This window comes from Methylobacterium sp. TK26 (assembly GCF_055361565.1).
The window spans coordinates 2,693,042-2,709,336 of sequence record NZ_CM143965.1 but is presented as its reverse complement, the minus strand read 5'-3'; the positions used below and the strand labels follow the sequence as shown (position 1 = coordinate 2,709,336).

The window sequence follows — 16,295 nt, the reverse complement described above, 5'->3', positions numbered from 1 at the left end:
TAGGGGCGCTATTGCAGGAGGGCGTGGCGTTCGGACAGGATCCAGACGATCTTGCAGTTCTGCCCCGGCAGGCTTTCCGATTGCAGGAACACCTCCGTGCCGTGCGGCGCCGTGAGCGAGGCCGACTGGCTCAGATCCTTGCCGATGACCATTTCCTGGCCCCCAATCATGATCCGTGCCCGGATCGGCGCCGGATGGCCGGAGAGGTACATGACGGTGAGGGCCAGCGTTTCAAACCGCCGGGTGGTCCGAAACCGGATCTCGTGATTGCCGGCGCCGACGATGCTCAAACCGTCGCTATCCCTAAAGGCGTGCCACTGCACGCCCTCCTCGCCGTCGATGGACAGGATCTCGAACCCCATCGCCGTCGCCGCGCCCTCGACCTGAGCCGGCACGACCTTCACGGGCGCGACCAGCGACTCCGCCAGGGCGAAGGGCTGCCCGGCCCGCAGGGCGTGGCCGCCATGGATGCTGTAGAAGCGCCAGCTGTTGAGGAAGCGGATATCCGTCGTCATGTGCAGGCCCCGGATCGGGCCCGAGGCGGAAAACAGGACGATCCGGCCTTGGGCGTCCCGCCCCTCCATCACGCCATGCTTGGTGACGAAGTTCTGCGTCTCCGGCAGCAGCTTCACCCGTTCCTTCGCCCCCCACAGGTGCAGGAAGGTCGTGTCCAGTCCGTAGGTCACGCGGAAATCGGTGCCGACGCGGCTCTGGCATTCGCGGACATGGGCCGCGAAATCCCGCCACGCCTGCGCGGTGCCGGCGATGAGCCCGGCTTGCAGGGCCCCCCCGTAGAGATGCACCACCTCGTCCCGCACCATCTGCGCGTGAACCTGCCTGAGCGGGCCGATCAGCGGGTCGGTGACGAAATTACAGAGAAAGGCGTCCTTGCAGACATGGATGTCGGGGCCCTCGACCAAGGAGAACAGGTCGAACGTCTCGCTCGGAAACCAGATGTCGGCATCGTAGAGGGCGATCTTGCGCAAGCCGGGATTGAGATCGCAGATCCGCGCCACTTCGAGATAGCGGCCCACCGGCAAGGAGGGCTCCTCGGCCAGCACCACGTTGACGTGCTGGCCGCGCAAGATGTCGATCTTCCGCTGGGACAGCCCGAAGCTGATCACCACGATGTGGCCCTGGTAATCCCCCAGCCGCAACGAGAGGATGAAGGGGACCAGCATCTCGTACCACGCCCGGTCGTTGTCGTTCATCGCAACGCAGACAGCGTGTTCGCCGGGATTCATTCCAAGTCACCGTGCCGATTGCGCTGCTAAGTTGTATGCTTTAAAAACAACAACTTGTACTGTATTGGCGCACTCGTCGCAGTGTAATTGGGGTCTATCCCTCCTTCAAGCCGCTCTGCGGCTCGTTCACTCCATGAGCTTGCGGACGAACAGGGCCGTTGCGAACAGGAGCGCCGCCCCCGCCGCGATGAGGCTGGTCATCAGCAGGCGCCGGGGCTGGGTGGAGGATTCCGCCCTGACCGGCTGGACGATGGGGCTGAAGAACTCGATCTGCCGCGCGGCCACGATGCGGGCTCGCTCATGGGCGGCGAGCACCAGTTCGTAGTATTTCGTCGCGTTCTTGCGTTCGTTTTCCAGGGCCTCGAAGCGGGTCAGCGCCTCGGACAGGACGCGCTTCTGCTCCGGATCCTGGGTCGCCGAGGTCTTCTCGATCCGCGCGATGTTCTCGTCGATGTCACGGATCTGCTGCTTGAGATCCATGATCCGGCGGGATTCCGGCCCGAGGTCGCGCTGGCCGATGGCGAGCTGCACCGCGAGGTTGATGCGGTTCGCCCGCAATTCCGAAATGACCTTGAGGTTGGCCTCGTTGCTCTTCTGCGCGTCGAGGACGCCTTCGCGGTTGCGCAGGTCGCGCACGGCGAGGCTCACCTTCCGCAGGCGCTCATCGGCCAGCTTCAACTCGCGATTGCTCTCCGCGAGGGCGTCGTTGCGGGCGGTCATGCTAAGTTCGTTGACCATCCGCTCCGCCTCCTTGAGGACGGCCTTGGAGATGGCCAGGGACTCGTCGGGGTCGAACGCCTCGACCCACAGGCTCATGATGCCTGAGGAGGATTCCACATCCACCTCGACCCGCTGCTTCCAGTATTTGATGAACTTCTCGATCGGCTTGTCGGCATCGAAGCGCGAGAGAAAGTCGATGCTGTCGCGGCCGAACCATTCCCGTACCGGCAGCTGCTTCTGGATGGTCTCCACCATCGGCCGGCTGAGGATGTAGCTGTAGGTGATCAGCGTATCCTGCGCGATCATCTGCTGCGGCACGCCGGCATTGGTGCCGACCGAATCCGGCGTCGCCTTCTCGGCGCTGCCGATGGCGGGGCGGATGGCGAAGCGGGCCTCGGTGACGTAGCGGTCGGACGCGATCAGCCCGTAATAGATCGCCCCCGCCAGGGCGGGCAGCACGAAGCAGATCACGAAGAGGACCGGCACCCAGGGGTCGCTCTTGACGTGGCTCTGGTACGACCGGATGCCCTTGCGACGGTCGGCGAAGCGCGACATCCGCGCGAATTGCCGAAGCGATTCCGCGATCTGCTGCTGCCGGTCGGCCGGCGTGAGCGGCCTGCCCTCGGGCTTGCCGATCTCCATGTTCATCGAGTGATTCCCGATCTGTCCGAACGTCCGGCGCCGACGCGATGGTCGGCCATCGACCCCTGCAGCGATCTGCCATGCCAGGGCCTCACGGCAAAAGCATGTCGGCGGCGGGCCGGGTCTCAGGCGTTGAGGCGGTGATAGACCTCGATCGCGTCGTTCACGTCCTCGTAGACGATGGCGCGGCCGTTGAGGAGCACGATGCCCTGCGTGCACCAGCCCCGGATGACCTCCATCGAGTGGGAGATCATGATGACGTCGGCATGCTTGCGCCGCTGCGAGAACACCTCCTCGCAGCGCCGGGCGAAGCGCCCGTCACCCACCGACGTGACCTCGTCGATCAGGTAGCAATCGAACGGGATCGCCATGCTCATCCCGAAGGCGAGGCGGGCGTTCATGCCGGAGGAATAGGTCCGGATCGGCACGTCGAGGTAGCTGCCGAGTTCGGAGAAATCCTCCACGAAGTCGAGCACGCGCTTCGGGTCCTCGCCGTAGATGCGGGCAATGAACTTGACGTTGTCGCGACCGGTCATCTGCGGGTGGAAGCCGCCGCCGAAGCCGAGCGGCCAGGAGACGCGCAGGCCACGCTTCACCACCCCCCGGGTCGGCTCCTCCGTGCCGGCGATGAGCCGCATCGTGGTGGACTTGCCGGCGCCGTTGATGCCCAGGATGCCGTAGGAAATGCCCGGCTTCAGGGTGAAGGACGCTTGCTCCAGGATGGTGCGGCGATGGCCGTCCGTCTTGTAGACCTTCGTGACGTTCTCGAAGCGGATCAACGAGAGGGCCTCCGTACCGATGCGGGCGAGCCCTGCGGCAGGAAAGAGGCGAATCTGAGGATGCCGCAGGGTCTTAGAGATGGCCCTGCGCGATGAGGCTTGCGTGGAAATCGCCCTGGTAGGTGTGTTGCCCGAGGTGATCCAGCTTCGAGTGCAGGTCGGCGTAGACCTTGCCGCCCATGTCGCGCCAACGGCGGCAGAACGCATAATCCTCCGACAGGTAACGGCCCGAATCGGGGTCGACCATGCAATCGAAGAACAGCCAGTAGAGATGGGCGAGGGGGTCCTTCTCCCGCCCGTCCGGGACGTATTGCAGGTCCGGGTAGTGCCGCATCATCTGCTTGAAGACGTCGCGCTTGATCGCCATGAAGCCGGTCGTGGCCTCCGCGACTTCGATGAACCCGTCACCGTCCGTGTAGGGCGGGAGCGGTTCCAGCCCCTGACCCACGGGGTTGAAGGCGTATTGCGTGTAGTGCCGCTGGAATTCCGGATAGGTCATGCCCGCCGGCAGGCCTTCCTGTGGCCAGTAATTGATCTTCAGCGGGTAGACGCCGGAGCAGATGTCCCGGTCGGCCAGCAGGATGCGGTAAACCGCCTGCGGCGTGAAGGCGATGTCGGAATCGATCCAGAACAGGTGCGTCAGCGATTCGTCGGCCAGGAAGTCCCGCACCATCCGGTTCCGGGCGCGGGTGATCAGGCTCTCACTACGCATCGCCAGCTGCGTCGTCATGCCCAACTGGGAGCATGAATATGCCAGGGCGTAGATGCTGGTGACGTAGTTCATCGACACCGCCGAGATGTAACAGGGCGTCGCGAACATCACTTTCATCGAGCGCAGCGCCGTATCCGGCAGCAGCATGAGCACGTCTCCGTGGGGCAATGCGGTCGAGAGGGGCCGATACCCTCGCTGTACCGTTTCACGGAGGCGATCAAAAGTGTTTTCGCCGGGACCGGCGTAAATACAATTGTGAATACTTTAGTTCTATGTCCGCAATCTTCGGTTGCACCCCGCCGGCGACCATCCCTGGCCGCCGGCGGCGGGCGGTCCTAGAAGACCTTCTGGAACCAGCCGTGCGAGTCGTTGGTGTTGCCCCGCTGGATGTCGACCAGCAGGCTGCGCAGGCGGCGCGCCACCGGGCCGGCGACGGCGTTGCCGATGGTGAAGTCGTCTTCGCGGCCGCGCACCCGGCCGATGGGCGTGATCACCGCCGCCGTGCCGCAGGCGAAGGCCTCGGTCTGGCGGCCGGACCGCACGTCCTCGCGCCACTGGTCGATGGCGTAGAGTTCCTCGCGCACGGTCAGCCCCGCTTCGCGGGCGAGCGTGATGATCGAATCCCGCGTGATGCCGGGCAGGATGCTGTCCGAGAGGGGCGGGGTGAGCAGCGTGCCGTCCTCGAAGACGAAGAACACGTTCATGCCGCCCAGCTCCTCGACGTACCGGCGCTCGGCCGCGTCGAGGAACACCACCTGCTCGCAGCCCTTGCTCGCCGCCTCGGCCTGGGCGGCGAGGCTCGACGCGTAGTTGCCGCCGCACTTGGCCGCGCCCGTGCCGCCGGGGGCGGCGCGGGTGTAATGCTCGGAGAGCCACACCGTGACGGTGCCGTTCGGGTCCTTGAAGTAGGAGCCGACGGCCGAGGCGATGGTGATGAAGAGGTATTCGGTCGCCGGCTTCACGCCGAGGAACACCTCGTTGGCGATCATGAACGGGCGCAGGTAGAGGCTGCCGTCCGCCGTGTCGGGGATCCAGGTGCGGTCGATCTCCACGAGCTTGCGCTGGGCGTCGATGAACGCGTCCTCGGGAAAGGGGACCATCGCCATGCGCTCGGCCGAGCGGCGGAAGCGCTGGGCGTTCGCCTCCGGCCGGAACAGGGCGGCGCCGCCATCGGCGGTGCGATAGGCCTTCAGACCCTCGAAGATCTCCTGGGCGTAGTGCAGCACCGCCGCCGCCGGATCGAGGGGAATGGGGGCCCGCGCGGTGATCCGCGCATCGTGCCAGCCGCGCCCCGCGCTGTAGCGGGCGATGGCCATGTGGTCGGTGAACACCTTGCCGAAGCCCGGATTGGCCATCAGGGCGGCACGGTCCTCGGCCGAGCGGGGGGCCGGGTTGGTCTCGATCTCGAACGTCAGGTCGCTCACGGTCAGGTCCTCTCGGTCGGACCCGCGCCTTGCCTCACGGCGGGACGGCGCGGCTCCGGACCCATGTTCCGGCGCGCTCCCCGCGTGGGACGGGCGTCCGCGGCGGCGGGGAGCGCATCCGATGCCTTATGGCGTGGTCTGCGCCGGGACGCCACTGCCCTCCGGCCGGATCGGGTCGTCGCTGAGTTGCAGGCGGCGCAGGCGGGCATAGGCGCCGCCATGCACCACGAGGTCGTCGTGCCGGCCGGTCTCGATGACCCGTCCCGCCTCCATCACCGCGATCCGCCCCGCGTCGCGCACGGTGGAGAGCCGGTGGGCGATGACGAGGACGGTGCGCCCGCGCATCAGCCGGCCCAGGGCCTCCTGCACGAGGCGCTCCGATTCGGAATCGAGGGCTGAGGTCGCCTCGTCGAGGAGGAGGATCGGCGCGTCCTTCAGGAAGGCGCGGGCCAGCGCGATGCGCTGGCGCTCGCCGCCGGAGAGCCGTCCGCCGCCGGAGCCGACGCGAAAGGCATAGCCGCCCGGCAGGGCGGAGACGAAGCCGTGCGCCGCCGCCGCCTCGGCCGCCGCCTCGATCTCGGCTTGCGAGGCGCCGGGGCGCCCGAATCCGATATTGGCGGCGATGGTGTCATCAAACAGCACGACCTCCTGCGAGACGACGGCCACCGCCGCCCTCAGGGAGGAGAGAGTGACGCTGCGCACGTCCTGCCCGTCGATCAGGACGCGGCCCGCATCGACGTCGTAGAGGCGCGGCACGAGGTTGAGCAGGCTCGACTTGCCCGAGCCCGAGCGGCCGACGAGGGCCGTCACGCCGCCCGCCGGGGCGGTGAGGTCGATGCCCTCCAGGGCCGGCGCGTCGGCGCGGTAGCGGAAGCGCACCGCCTCGAAGCGGATCTCGCCCGCGCCGACCATGAGCGGCACCGCGCCCGGCGCCTCGCGGATCGTGGGCGCCTCGTCCATCAGGTCGAAGTAGCGCCGCAGCGCCGCCGCCGCCTCCTGCAGGATGGCGTTGAGGTTGCCGAGCGCCCGCGCCGGCTGGGCGGCGAGCAGCAGGGCGGCGACGTAGCCGGTGAAATCGCCGACCGTGCGGTCGCCGTTCAGCACCCGCTGGCCCACGAGGACCAGCACCACCGCCACCGCGAGGCCGCCGCCGATTTCGAGAAGCGGGTCGAGCCGCCCGCGCGCGTTGGCGGCCTTCATCTTCAGGCGGCGGACCTCTTCGAGGGATCCCGCCGCGCGGCCCTTCAGGTAGCCCTCCATGGCGAAGGTCTTGGCGACGCGGGCGCCCTGCAGGCTCTCGGAAATGAGGCTCGCCGTGGCGCCCATCTGCTCCTGCGTCGAGGTCGAGACCTTCCGCAGCTTCTTGCCGATCTTGCCGATGGGCCCCGCGACGAAGGGCACGGTGATAGCCGCGACGAGGGTCAGGATCGGGTCCATCCAGAGGAGGGCGGCAACGAGCCCGATCAGCATGGCGATGTCGCGCAGGAGCACCGTCGAGATGCGGGTCAGCGCCTCCTTGATGAAGGCGAAATCGGTGGTGAAGCGCTGGGTGAGGGCGGCGGGGCTCTCCCGCCCGAGCTGGGCGAGGTCGGCCTCGATGAGATGGCCGTAGAGGGCGGCCTGCATGTCGGCCTCGACGCGGGTGACGACCTTGTTGGTCAGCACCGTCTGCCCGTAGAGGGCGAAGCCGCGCAGCGACGTGACGAGCACCACGATGATCGGCCCGTAGGCGATGGCCGAGGCATCCTTGCGGTCGAACGCGTCGAACGCCGCCTTGATGAGCGCCGGATACAGCCCCGTCGAGGCGCCGACCACGGCGACCAGCACCATGACGATGGCGAGGGCCGCTCGGTGGGGGGAAAGCCATTCCCGCCACAGCCGGGCGAGCAGGGGGGCCGTGTCGCCGGGCAGGCGTGCCATGGAAAGTCCGGTTCGAACCCGTGTGGCGGCCCCGGTGCGGAGTCGCGGAGGCGGTGTGCCGCCCCCGCCGCCGCGGATCAAGCCATTCCGGCCGAAAGAGGGTTCGGCGGCGCGGGACGGCATGATCGCGAGGGGCCCGATCCCGCCTTGTGCATGTAACACTGTTACATTATCAGGCCGCGACGGCAGGGAGATCCACGGTGAGCGGAATGGTGCGTGTGGCGGCTGTGCTCGCCGTGTTCCTCTGGTCGGGGGTCTCGGCCGTCGCGGGGGATGGGCCCCTGCGCGCGGTGGCGACCTTCTCGATCCTTGGCGATCTCGTGCGGCAGGTCGGCGGACGGCACGTCGAGGTGACCACGCTGGTGGGGCCGGGTTCGGACGTGCACTCCTTCAGCCCCGCGCCGGGGGATGCGCGGACCCTCGCGCGGGCGGACATCGTGTTCATGAACGGGCTCGGCCTCGAAGGCTGGATCGAGCGGCTGATCCGCGCCTCCGGCACGAAGGCCCCCATCGTCACCGCGAGCCGGGGCGTCCCGACCATCGCGGAAGCCGATCCGCATGCCCATGCCGGCCACGGGCACGACGACATCGATCCCCATGCCTGGCAGAGTGTCGCGAACGTGAAGATCTACGTCGCCAACATCCGCGACGGGCTGGCGAAGGTCGATCCCGTCCATGCCGAAGACTATGCCGCCGCCGCGACGGCATACGAGGCCAAGCTCGACGCCCTCGACCGGGACGTGCGCGCCGCCCTGGAGCGGATCCCGCCGCAGAACCGTCGGCTCATCACCACGCACGATGCGTTCGGCTATTTCGGCTCCGCGTATGGGCTGACGATCCTGGCGCCGCAGGGGCTGTCCACCGAGAGCGAGGCGAGCCCGCGCGACGTGGCCAAGATCATCACCCAGATCCGCAAGGAGAAGGTGCCGGCGGTCTTCCTCGAAACCGTGACCGATCCGCGCCAGATGGAGCGCATCGCCCGCGAAAGCGGCGCCCGGATCGGCGGCGAGGTCTATTCGGACGCGCTCTCCCCCCCGGACGGCCCGGCGCCGACCTATCTCGCGATGATCGCTACGAACGTGAAGGCCTTCGCGACCGCGCTCGCGCCACGGTGAGGGGGCCGGGTGGGCTGACACAGCGTAAACCAATGGTTAAGAGGCCCGCCCTACCTTGAGGAGGGAGGGTGCCGGCCGAACCTCGACCGTGAGGTCTCCCGGGCCTGAAGTCATGGGAGAACGCGTGGCTTGGGGGCCTGATGGCTGGGGGCCTGACCGCTGGCGACTGTACCGGCTGGTCGGGCGGGAGGTCGCGCGCACCGCGCGCGCCGCCGCCGCGCGCGTCAGCGCGCCGCCCGCGATTCTCGCGCGTGTCCGCGTCGGCGCCCTGGTGATCGCGCCGCAGGACCTGCGCACCTCCGACGCGACCTTCGCTGACGACATCTATGCCGGGCTCTTCGTCTTCGCGGGCCGCTCGCTCGCGGCCGGCGGCGGCTCGCCCTTCGATTACGCGCCGCCCTCGCCGGAATGGGCGGACGAGCTCTACGGCTTCGGCTGGCTGCGCCACCTGCGCGCGGCGGATACGGCGCTGGCCCGCGCCAACGCCCGGAGCTTCGTCTCCGATTTCATCGCCGGCCGGGGCGATCCGGTCCTGGCGCGGCAGACACCCGTCGCCGCGCGGCGGCTGATCTCGTTCCTGTGCCAGTCGCCCCTGGTGCTGGAAGGGGCCGATCACGGCTTCTACGACAGCTTCCTGCGGGCCATCGGCCGCAACGCGCAGCAATTGGAGCGCGACCTGCGCAAGGGCGTGATGCCGGCCGCGCGGCTGAACGCGGCGGTGGCGCTCTGCTATGCCGGCCTGTGCTGCGAGGGGATCCAGTCGATCCTGCGCCGGGCGACGCGGGTGCTCTCGCGCGAACTGGAACGGCAGATCCTGGCCGATGGCGGCCACCGCTCGCGCAATCCGCGCTTCGGCATGGAATTGCTGCTCGATCTCCTGCCCCTGCGGCAGGCCTTCCTCAGCCGCTCCGTCGAGCCGCCGGCCGCGCTGCTGCGCGCCATCGACCGGATGCTGCCGCTCCTGCGGCTGCTGCGCCACCCGGATGCCTCGCTCAGCCACTTCAACGGCATGGGCGCCACCGACGCCGACCACCTCGCGACGCTCCTCGTCTACGATGACACGTTCGGGCGGCCGATGATGCACGCGCCGAATTCCGGCTACGAGCGGATGGAGGGCGGGCGCGTCGTCCTCACCGCCGATGTCGGGGCCTGCGCGCCGCTGCCCTACACGGTGAGCGCGGGGGCGGGCTGCCTCTCCTTCGAGATGTCGAGCGGGCCTCAGCGGATCGTCGTGAATTGCGGCCTGCCGGCGAGCGGGCCGGACATGCGCCTCCTCGCGCGCTCGACGGCGGCGCATTCCACCGCGACGGTGTCCGATGCCTCCTCCTGCCGATTCGTGGTGAAGTCGGGCTGGTGGTGGGAGCGGCGCATGAGCGCCTGGATCAGCCGCCGGATGGGCCCCGTGGTGCTGCGCGGTCCGGTGGCGGTCGCCGCCGAGCGCGACGAGCAGGCGGACGGCATCGTCCTCGCCGCCCGGCACGACGGCTACATGCAGGAATTCGGACTCGTCCACGAGCGGCGCTGGCACCTCCTGCCGGAGGAGGGGCGCCTCGAAGGGCACGATGCCTTCATGCGCCAGGGCAAGGGCACGACCTCCCGCCTGCCGGGGCGCACGCGCGGGCTCTCCGTGGCGGTGCGCTTCCACATCCATCCGGCCATCGCCGTACGCCACGTGCCCGGCGGGATCGAACTTGCCTCCGCGCTGGGGGAGGTCTGGCTGTTCGATGCCGAGGGCGCCGAGGTACGCATCGAGGAGAGCGTCTACTTCGCCGGCCTGAGCGGGCCCCGCCGCACGGACCAGATCGTGCTCTACCTCGCCGTCACCGACGCGGCCGAGGTCCGCTGGACCTTCGCCCGCCTCGCGGATGGCGCCCGCTGAGGGTTTCAGCGGCGGCGGAGGGTCATCCGCCGAGGCTGGCCGCGCGCGGCGGTTCCATGGTAGCGCACCGCGACATACAACCACTTCGGCCCGACTCATGACCCACGATCACGTGCGGGTGTCCCGCGCGCTCCTGTCCGTTTCCGACAAGGCCGGCCTCGTCGACTTCGCCCGCGCCCTCGACGCGCGCGGCATCGCGCTGGTCTCGACGGGCGGCACCTTCAAGGCGCTGACGGAGGCCGGCATCCCGGTCACGGAGGTGGCGGACCTGACCGGCTTCCCGGAGATGATGGACGGCCGGGTGAAGACCCTGCATCCGGCGGTCCATGGCGGCCTGCTCGCGATCCGCGACAACCCCGAGCATCAGGCGGCGCTGGCCGCGCACGGGATCGGCGCCATCGATCTCCTCGTGGTGAACCTCTACCCGTTCGAGGCGACGATCGCGGCCGACAGGCCCGACGAGGATTGCATCGAGAACATCGACATCGGCGGCCCGGCGATGATCCGCGCGGCGGCCAAGAACCACGCCGACGTGGCGGTCGTGACCGACGTCTCGGATTACGGCACGATCCTCGACGCCCTGGAGGCCGGCGACGGCACGCTCGGCTTCGCCCTGCGCCGCAAGCTGGCGCAGAAGGCCTATGCCCGCACCGCCTCCTACGACGCGGCCATCGCCAACTGGATGGCGACGCGGTTCGAGGTGGACGAGCCGCAGCCCTTCCGCGCCTTCGGCGGCAGCCTCGCCCAGGGGCTGCGCTACGGCGAGAACCCGCACCAGAGCGCCGCCTTCTACCGCTCGCCCGGCATCCCGCGCGCGGGCGTCGCGACGGCCCGGCAGCTTCAGGGCAAGGAGTTGTCGTTCAACAATTTCAATGACACGGACGCGGCCTACGAATGCGTCGCCGAGTTCGACCCGGCCCGCACGGCGGCGGTGGCGATCATCAAGCACGCCAACCCCTGCGGCGTGGCCGAGGGCGGGAGCCTGCTCGAAGCCTATGAGCGGGCGCTTGCCTGCGATCCGGTCTCGGCCTTCGGCGGCATCGTCGCCCTGAACCGGACCCTCGACGCCGTGGCCGCGCGCAAGATCGTGGAGATCTTCACCGAGGTCATCATCGCCCCCGGGGCGAGCGAGGAGGCCATCGCCATCCTCGCGGGCAAGAAGAACCTGCGCCTGCTCCTCGCCGGCGGCCTGCCCGACCCGCGCGCGCCCGGCGTCACGGTGCGGACGCTCGCGGGCGGCCTGCTGGTCCAGGGCCGCGACGCGGTGGTGGTCGATGAGATGCCGTTCCAGGTCGTGACCAAGCGCGCGCCGACCGAGGCCGAGGCCTTCGACATGCGCTTCGCCTACCGCGTCGCCAAGCACGTGAAGTCGAATGCCATCGTCTACGTGAAGGACGGCGCGACGGTGGGCGTCGGCGCCGGACAGATGTCGCGGGTTGATTCCTCGCGCATCGCCGCCTGGAAGGCCCGCGAGGGCGCCGACCGGCTCGGCCTCGCCGACAGCCTCGCCAAGGGTGCGGTGGTCGCCTCCGACGCGTTCTTCCCCTTTGCGGACGGCCTGCTCGCCGCCGCCGAGGCCGGCGCCACGGCGGTGATCCAGCCGGGCGGGTCCATGCGCGACAACGAGGTGATCGCCGCCGCCGACGAGGCGGGGCTGGCGATGGTCTTCACCGGACACCGCCACTTCCGGCACTGAAACGAAGAACCCCTCGCGCCGCAGGGCGGGCGAGGGGTTCGATCATGGTCCGCCGATCAGGCCAGGAGATCCCGGTCCTTGGTCTCGGGGATGAAGATCAGGCCCACCACGAAGGTGAAGAGCGCGATCACGATCGGGTACCAGAGGCCGTAGTAGATATTGCCGGTCTGGGCCACCATCGCGAAGGCGGTGGCGGGCAGGAGACCGCCGAACCAGCCGTTGCCGATATGGTAGGGCAGCGACATCGAGGTGTAGCGGATCCGGGTCGGGAACAGCTCCACCAGCGCGGCGGCGATCGGGCCGTAGACCATCGTCACGTAGACCGCGAGGATGAACAGGATCCCGATCACCGCGAGCTTCTGGCTCGTGAAGATGTCGAGCGGATGCGCGGCCTTGATCACGGTCGGGTTCGCCGTGGCCGAGGGGTAGCCGGCCTCGGTGAGGGCGGCCGACACCGTCTTGGCGAAGGCCGGGTCGGCCACGGGGAAGTCCTTCCCCTTGACGGTGACGACGGTCGGCGTCCCGGCCGCCTGGTTCTCGGTCGTGTAGTTGACGGCGGACCGGGCGAGCAGCGCCTTGGCGACGTCGCACTCCTTCGTGAACTTGGCCGTGCCGACCGGGTTGAATTGGAACGAGCAATCGGCGGTGTTGGTCTTCACCACCACCGGCACGTCCTTCTGGGCCGCGTGCAGCGCCGGGTTGGCGCTGGCGGTCAGCATGTTGAACAACGGGAAGTAGGTGAGGGCGGCGAGCAGGCAGCCGCCGAGGATGATCGGCTTGCGGCCGACCTTGTCCGAGAGCGCGCCGAACAGGAGGAACCCGCCCGTCACCGCGATCAGCGACCACGCCACCATCACGTTGGCGGTGAACTGATCGACCTTCAGGATGCTTTGCAGGAAGAACAGCGCGTAGAACTGGCCGGTGTACCAGACCACCGCCTGGCCGGCGGTGAGGCCGAGCAGCGCCAGCAGCGCCCACTTGGCGTTCTTCCACTGGCCGAAGGCCTCGGAGAGCGGTGCCTTCGAGTGGGTGCCCTCTTCCTTCATCTTCTTGAAGGCCGGGCTCTCGCTCATCTGCAGGCGGATCCAGACCGAGATCGCCAGCAGCGCCACCGACACGAGGAACGGGATGCGCCAGCCCCAGACCTGGAAGGCCGTGAGCGTGGTCGTGGTGCCGTCGGCGTTCGTGACGGTGGTGGCCGGGAACGCGCTGTTCACATAGCCCTGCGTCGACAGGATGATGATCAGCGAGAGCAGCAGGCCCAGCGTCGCGGTCGCCTGGATGAACGACGTGTAGAAGCCGCGCCGGCCTGCGGGCGCGTGCTCGGCCACGTAGACCGCCGCGCCGCCGTACTCACCGCCGAGCGCCAGCCCCTGAAGCATGCGCAGGACGAGCAGCGACACGGGCGCGACCCAGCCGATCCCGTAGGCATTCATCGTGTTGTAGGAGGGCAGCAGGCCGACCGCGAAGGTCGAGATGCCCATGATCAGGATGGTGACGAGGAACGTGTGCTTGCGGCCCACGAGGTCGCCGAGGCGTCCGAACACCAGGGCGCCGAAGGGGCGCACGATGAAGCCGGCGGCGAAGGCGAGAAGGGCGAAGATGTTGCGCGTGGCTTCCGGGTAGGCCGAGAAGAACTGCGCTCCGATCACGGTCGCGAGGGAGCCGTAGAGGAAGAAGTCGTACCATTCGAAGACGGTGCCGAGCGAGGAGGCCAGGATGACCTTCTTCTCGCCCGCGGTCATCGGCTTTACGGTCTCTCCGGCCCGCGGTAACGCGGCTGCCATTGCCATCTGTCGTGCCCTCCCTCGTGGATTACGGCGCCTTTCCGGCGCGGTCTGCGTTTTTCGCAGATCACCCATGCGTTACATCAGGAGCGCGGCAAGCCCAACTGGTAAAGCGTTCGTGAACCCCAACTTTCAACACATCCGGCACGAAGCGTAATCAAGCCGTGGAACGAAAACGGGGCACGACTTGCGCCGCGCCCCGTTCCTCGTTCGGTGAAGAATTAAAACTGGTCAGTGGGCGTGGGCGCCCACGGCGCCGATGCCGGTCTCTGAGCGCACGAACTGCGCCTCGAACGCTGCCCGCTCCCGCTGGGCCCGACGGGTCCTGTCCATCAGCGACACGATCCAGATCGTCGCGAAGGCCAGGGGCATCGAGAACAGGGCCGGGTTGTCATAGGGGAACAGCGCCACCGGATGGCCGAAGGTCGTGACCCACACGGCCTTCGAGAGCACCACCATCACCACCGCCGCCGTCAGGCCCACGAGGCCGCCCGTCAGCGCGCCCCAGGTCGTGGTGCCGCGCCACAGGATCGACATCGCCAGCACGGGGAAGTTGCAGCTCGCCGCCACCGAGAAGGCGAGGCCGACCATGAAGGCGACGTTCTGGTTCTCGAAGATGTAGCCGAGCACGATGGCGACGATGCCGATGCCGACCGCCGCGATCTTGGAGAGCCGCACCTCGGCCGCCTCGGTGGTGCGCCCGCGGGCGAACACCTGGGCGTAGAGGTCGTGGCTGACCGCCGAGGCGCCGGCGAGCGTCAGGCCCGCCACTACCGCGAGGATCGTCGCGAAGGCCACTGCCGAGATAAAGCCCAGGAAGTACGGGCCGCCCACCGCGTTGGCGAGGTTCACGGCGACCATATTGGTACCGCCGACCATGTCCTTCAGCTTGTCGAAGGTCCCGGCCGCGCCGAGCTTGAAGTAGCTCGGGTCGGACATCAGCAGGGCGATGCCGCCGAAGCCGATGATGAAGGTGAGGATGTAGAAGTAGCCGATCAGGCCGGTGGCGTAGAACACCGACTTGCGGGCGGCCTGCGCGTCCGAGACCGTGAAGAACCGCATGAGGATGTGCGGCAGGCCGGCGGTGCCGAACATCAGGCCGACGCCCAGCGAGATCGCCTCCACCGGGTTCGACACGAGGCCGCCCGGCGCCATGATCGCATCACCCTTCGGGTGGACGTCGACGGCCTTCTTGAACAGGATCTCGGGGTTGAACCCGTAGGAGTAGAGCACGGCGCCGGCCATGAAGGTCGCGCCGCCCAGCAGCAGGCAGGCCTTGATCACCTGCACCCAGGTGGTCGCCTTCATGCCGCCGAAGGCGACGTAGACGATCATCAGCACGCCGACGATGGCCACCGCGTAGAGATAGGGCAGGCCGAAGAGCAGCTGGATCAGCTTCCCCGCGCCGACCATCTGGGCGATCAGGTAGAACGCCACCACCACGAGGGTGCCGGTCGCCGAGATGATGCGGATCGAGGTCTGGTCGAGGCGGAAGCTCGCCACGTCGGCGAAGGTGAACTTGCCGAGGTTGCGCAGCCGCTCCGCGATCAGGAACAGCACGATCGGCCAGCCGACGAGGAAGCCCGTCGAGTAGATCAGCCCGTCGAAGCCGGAGGTGTAGACGAGGCCCGAGATGCCGAGGAACGAGGCCGCCGACATGTAATCGCCCGCGATGGCCAGCGCGTTGGTGCCGGCCGAGATGCCGCCGCCGGCCGCGTAGAAGTCGGCCGCCGACTTCGAGCCCATGGCCGCCTTGTAGGTGATGCCCAGCGTCAGCAGCACGAAGAACAGGAACATGCCGATGGCGGGCCAGTTCGTGGCCGCCTGCTGCACGGCGCCGAGATCCGGCCCGGCCGCGTAGGCCGCCGTCGCCGCCATGGTGGCGAGGGTCAGGCCGAGGAAGAGGGGAGCGTGGCGCATCAACGGGCGACCTTGCGCTTGAGGGCGTCGCTCAGGGCGTCGAAGCGCGTGTTCGCGCGGGTGACGTAGATGCCGGTGAGCAGGAAGGCGAAGAGGATGACGAAGACGCCGAGGAACAGGCCCAGCGAGGCCGTGCCGCCGCCGACCTTGATCGCCAGGACCGACTTGTCGAACGCGATGAGGCCGATGAATCCGAAATAGACCACCAGCATCAGGCCGGTGAGGATCCAGCCGAACTTGGTGCGCTCGGCCACGAGCTGCTGGAATTCCGGCGTCCGGGCGATGCGTTCGAGCTGCGGATCGACGGTGTCCGTGCCCACCGCTCCTATGGGCGTGACCTTCGCCCCCAGCCGTCCAACCCTTGACCCACTCATCGAACCATCCTCCCGGGAAGGCGCTTTGGCCTTCCGCTCCCTGGTCACGCTTTGTCGTGTTCGCTCTTGTTATTGGGGGCGGC

Annotated in this window: 12 protein-coding genes; 3 read left to right on the top strand and 9 right to left on the bottom strand. The window is 68.4% G+C overall.

Annotated features, from left to right (window positions below):
• Positions 1–8: 8 nt before the first annotated feature.
• The 6 genes from ACXJ1Y_RS13080 to ACXJ1Y_RS13055 form a co-directional block, all read right to left on the bottom strand.
• Positions 9–1,211: a hypothetical protein gene (locus ACXJ1Y_RS13080; RefSeq protein WP_463846683.1), complete on the bottom strand. Its 1,203-nt coding sequence runs from the start codon at positions 1,209–1,211 to the stop codon at positions 9–11.
• Between the two features lie 159 nt (positions 1,212–1,370).
• Positions 1,371–2,612 carry a KpsE/RkpR family capsule polysaccharide export protein gene (locus ACXJ1Y_RS13075; protein WP_463846682.1) on the bottom strand — a complete coding sequence of 414 codons (1,242 nt, stop codon included), beginning with the start codon at positions 2,610–2,612 and terminating at the stop codon, positions 1,371–1,373.
• A 119-nt stretch (positions 2,613–2,731) separates the two neighbouring features.
• On the bottom strand, positions 2,732–3,385 hold the full coding sequence (locus ACXJ1Y_RS13070; RefSeq protein WP_463846681.1) for an ABC transporter ATP-binding protein: 654 nt from the start codon (positions 3,383–3,385) through the stop codon (positions 2,732–2,734).
• 73 nt (positions 3,386–3,458) lie between these two features.
• On the bottom strand, positions 3,459–4,244 hold the full coding sequence (locus ACXJ1Y_RS13065; RefSeq protein ID WP_463846680.1) for a hypothetical protein: 786 nt from the start codon (positions 4,242–4,244) through the stop codon (positions 3,459–3,461).
• Between the two features lie 188 nt (positions 4,245–4,432).
• Entirely contained in the window at positions 4,433–5,521 is a 1,089-nt protein-coding gene (locus ACXJ1Y_RS13060; protein ID WP_463846679.1) for a branched-chain amino acid aminotransferase, read from the bottom strand.
• A 126-nt stretch (positions 5,522–5,647) separates the two neighbouring features.
• Positions 5,648–7,441 carry an ABC transporter ATP-binding protein gene (locus ACXJ1Y_RS13055; RefSeq protein ID WP_463846678.1) on the bottom strand — a complete coding sequence of 598 codons (1,794 nt, stop codon included), beginning with the start codon at positions 7,439–7,441 and terminating at the stop codon, positions 5,648–5,650.
• 209 nt (positions 7,442–7,650) lie between these two features.
• Here ACXJ1Y_RS13055 and ACXJ1Y_RS13050 point away from each other — a divergent pair, with 209 nt between their 5' ends.
• The 3 genes from ACXJ1Y_RS13050 (at position 7,651) to purH (ending at position 12,131) form a co-directional block, all read left to right on the top strand.
• Positions 7,651–8,556, top strand: coding sequence for a metal ABC transporter solute-binding protein, Zn/Mn family (locus ACXJ1Y_RS13050; RefSeq protein WP_463850114.1), 906 nt, complete (start codon positions 7,651–7,653; stop codon positions 8,554–8,556).
• Positions 8,557–8,680: 124 nt separating this feature from the next.
• Positions 8,681–10,435 carry a heparinase II/III family protein gene (locus ACXJ1Y_RS13045; RefSeq protein WP_463846677.1) on the top strand — a complete coding sequence of 585 codons (1,755 nt, stop codon included), beginning with the start codon at positions 8,681–8,683 and terminating at the stop codon, positions 10,433–10,435.
• Between the two features lie 97 nt (positions 10,436–10,532).
• Entirely contained in the window at positions 10,533–12,131 is a 1,599-nt protein-coding gene (purH, locus tag ACXJ1Y_RS13040; protein WP_463846676.1) for a bifunctional phosphoribosylaminoimidazolecarboxamide formyltransferase/IMP cyclohydrolase, read from the top strand.
• A 56-nt stretch (positions 12,132–12,187) separates the two neighbouring features.
• Here the strand turns inward: purH and ACXJ1Y_RS13035 are convergent, their stop codons facing one another.
• From ACXJ1Y_RS13035 to ACXJ1Y_RS13025, 3 genes are all read right to left on the bottom strand, one after another.
• Positions 12,188–13,876 (bottom strand): MFS transporter, encoded by a 1,689-nt coding sequence (locus ACXJ1Y_RS13035; RefSeq protein ID WP_463846675.1) that lies wholly within the window; start codon positions 13,874–13,876, stop codon positions 12,188–12,190.
• Between the two features lie 273 nt (positions 13,877–14,149).
• Positions 14,150–15,838 carry a cation acetate symporter gene (locus ACXJ1Y_RS13030; RefSeq protein ID WP_463846674.1) on the bottom strand — a complete coding sequence of 563 codons (1,689 nt, stop codon included), beginning with the start codon at positions 15,836–15,838 and terminating at the stop codon, positions 14,150–14,152.
• Positions 15,838–16,212: a DUF485 domain-containing protein gene (locus ACXJ1Y_RS13025; protein ID WP_463846673.1), complete on the bottom strand. Its 375-nt coding sequence runs from the start codon at positions 16,210–16,212 to the stop codon at positions 15,838–15,840. The genes ACXJ1Y_RS13030 and ACXJ1Y_RS13025 overlap by 1 nt, the downstream gene beginning before the upstream one ends.
• Positions 16,213–16,295: the final 83 nt, after the last annotated feature.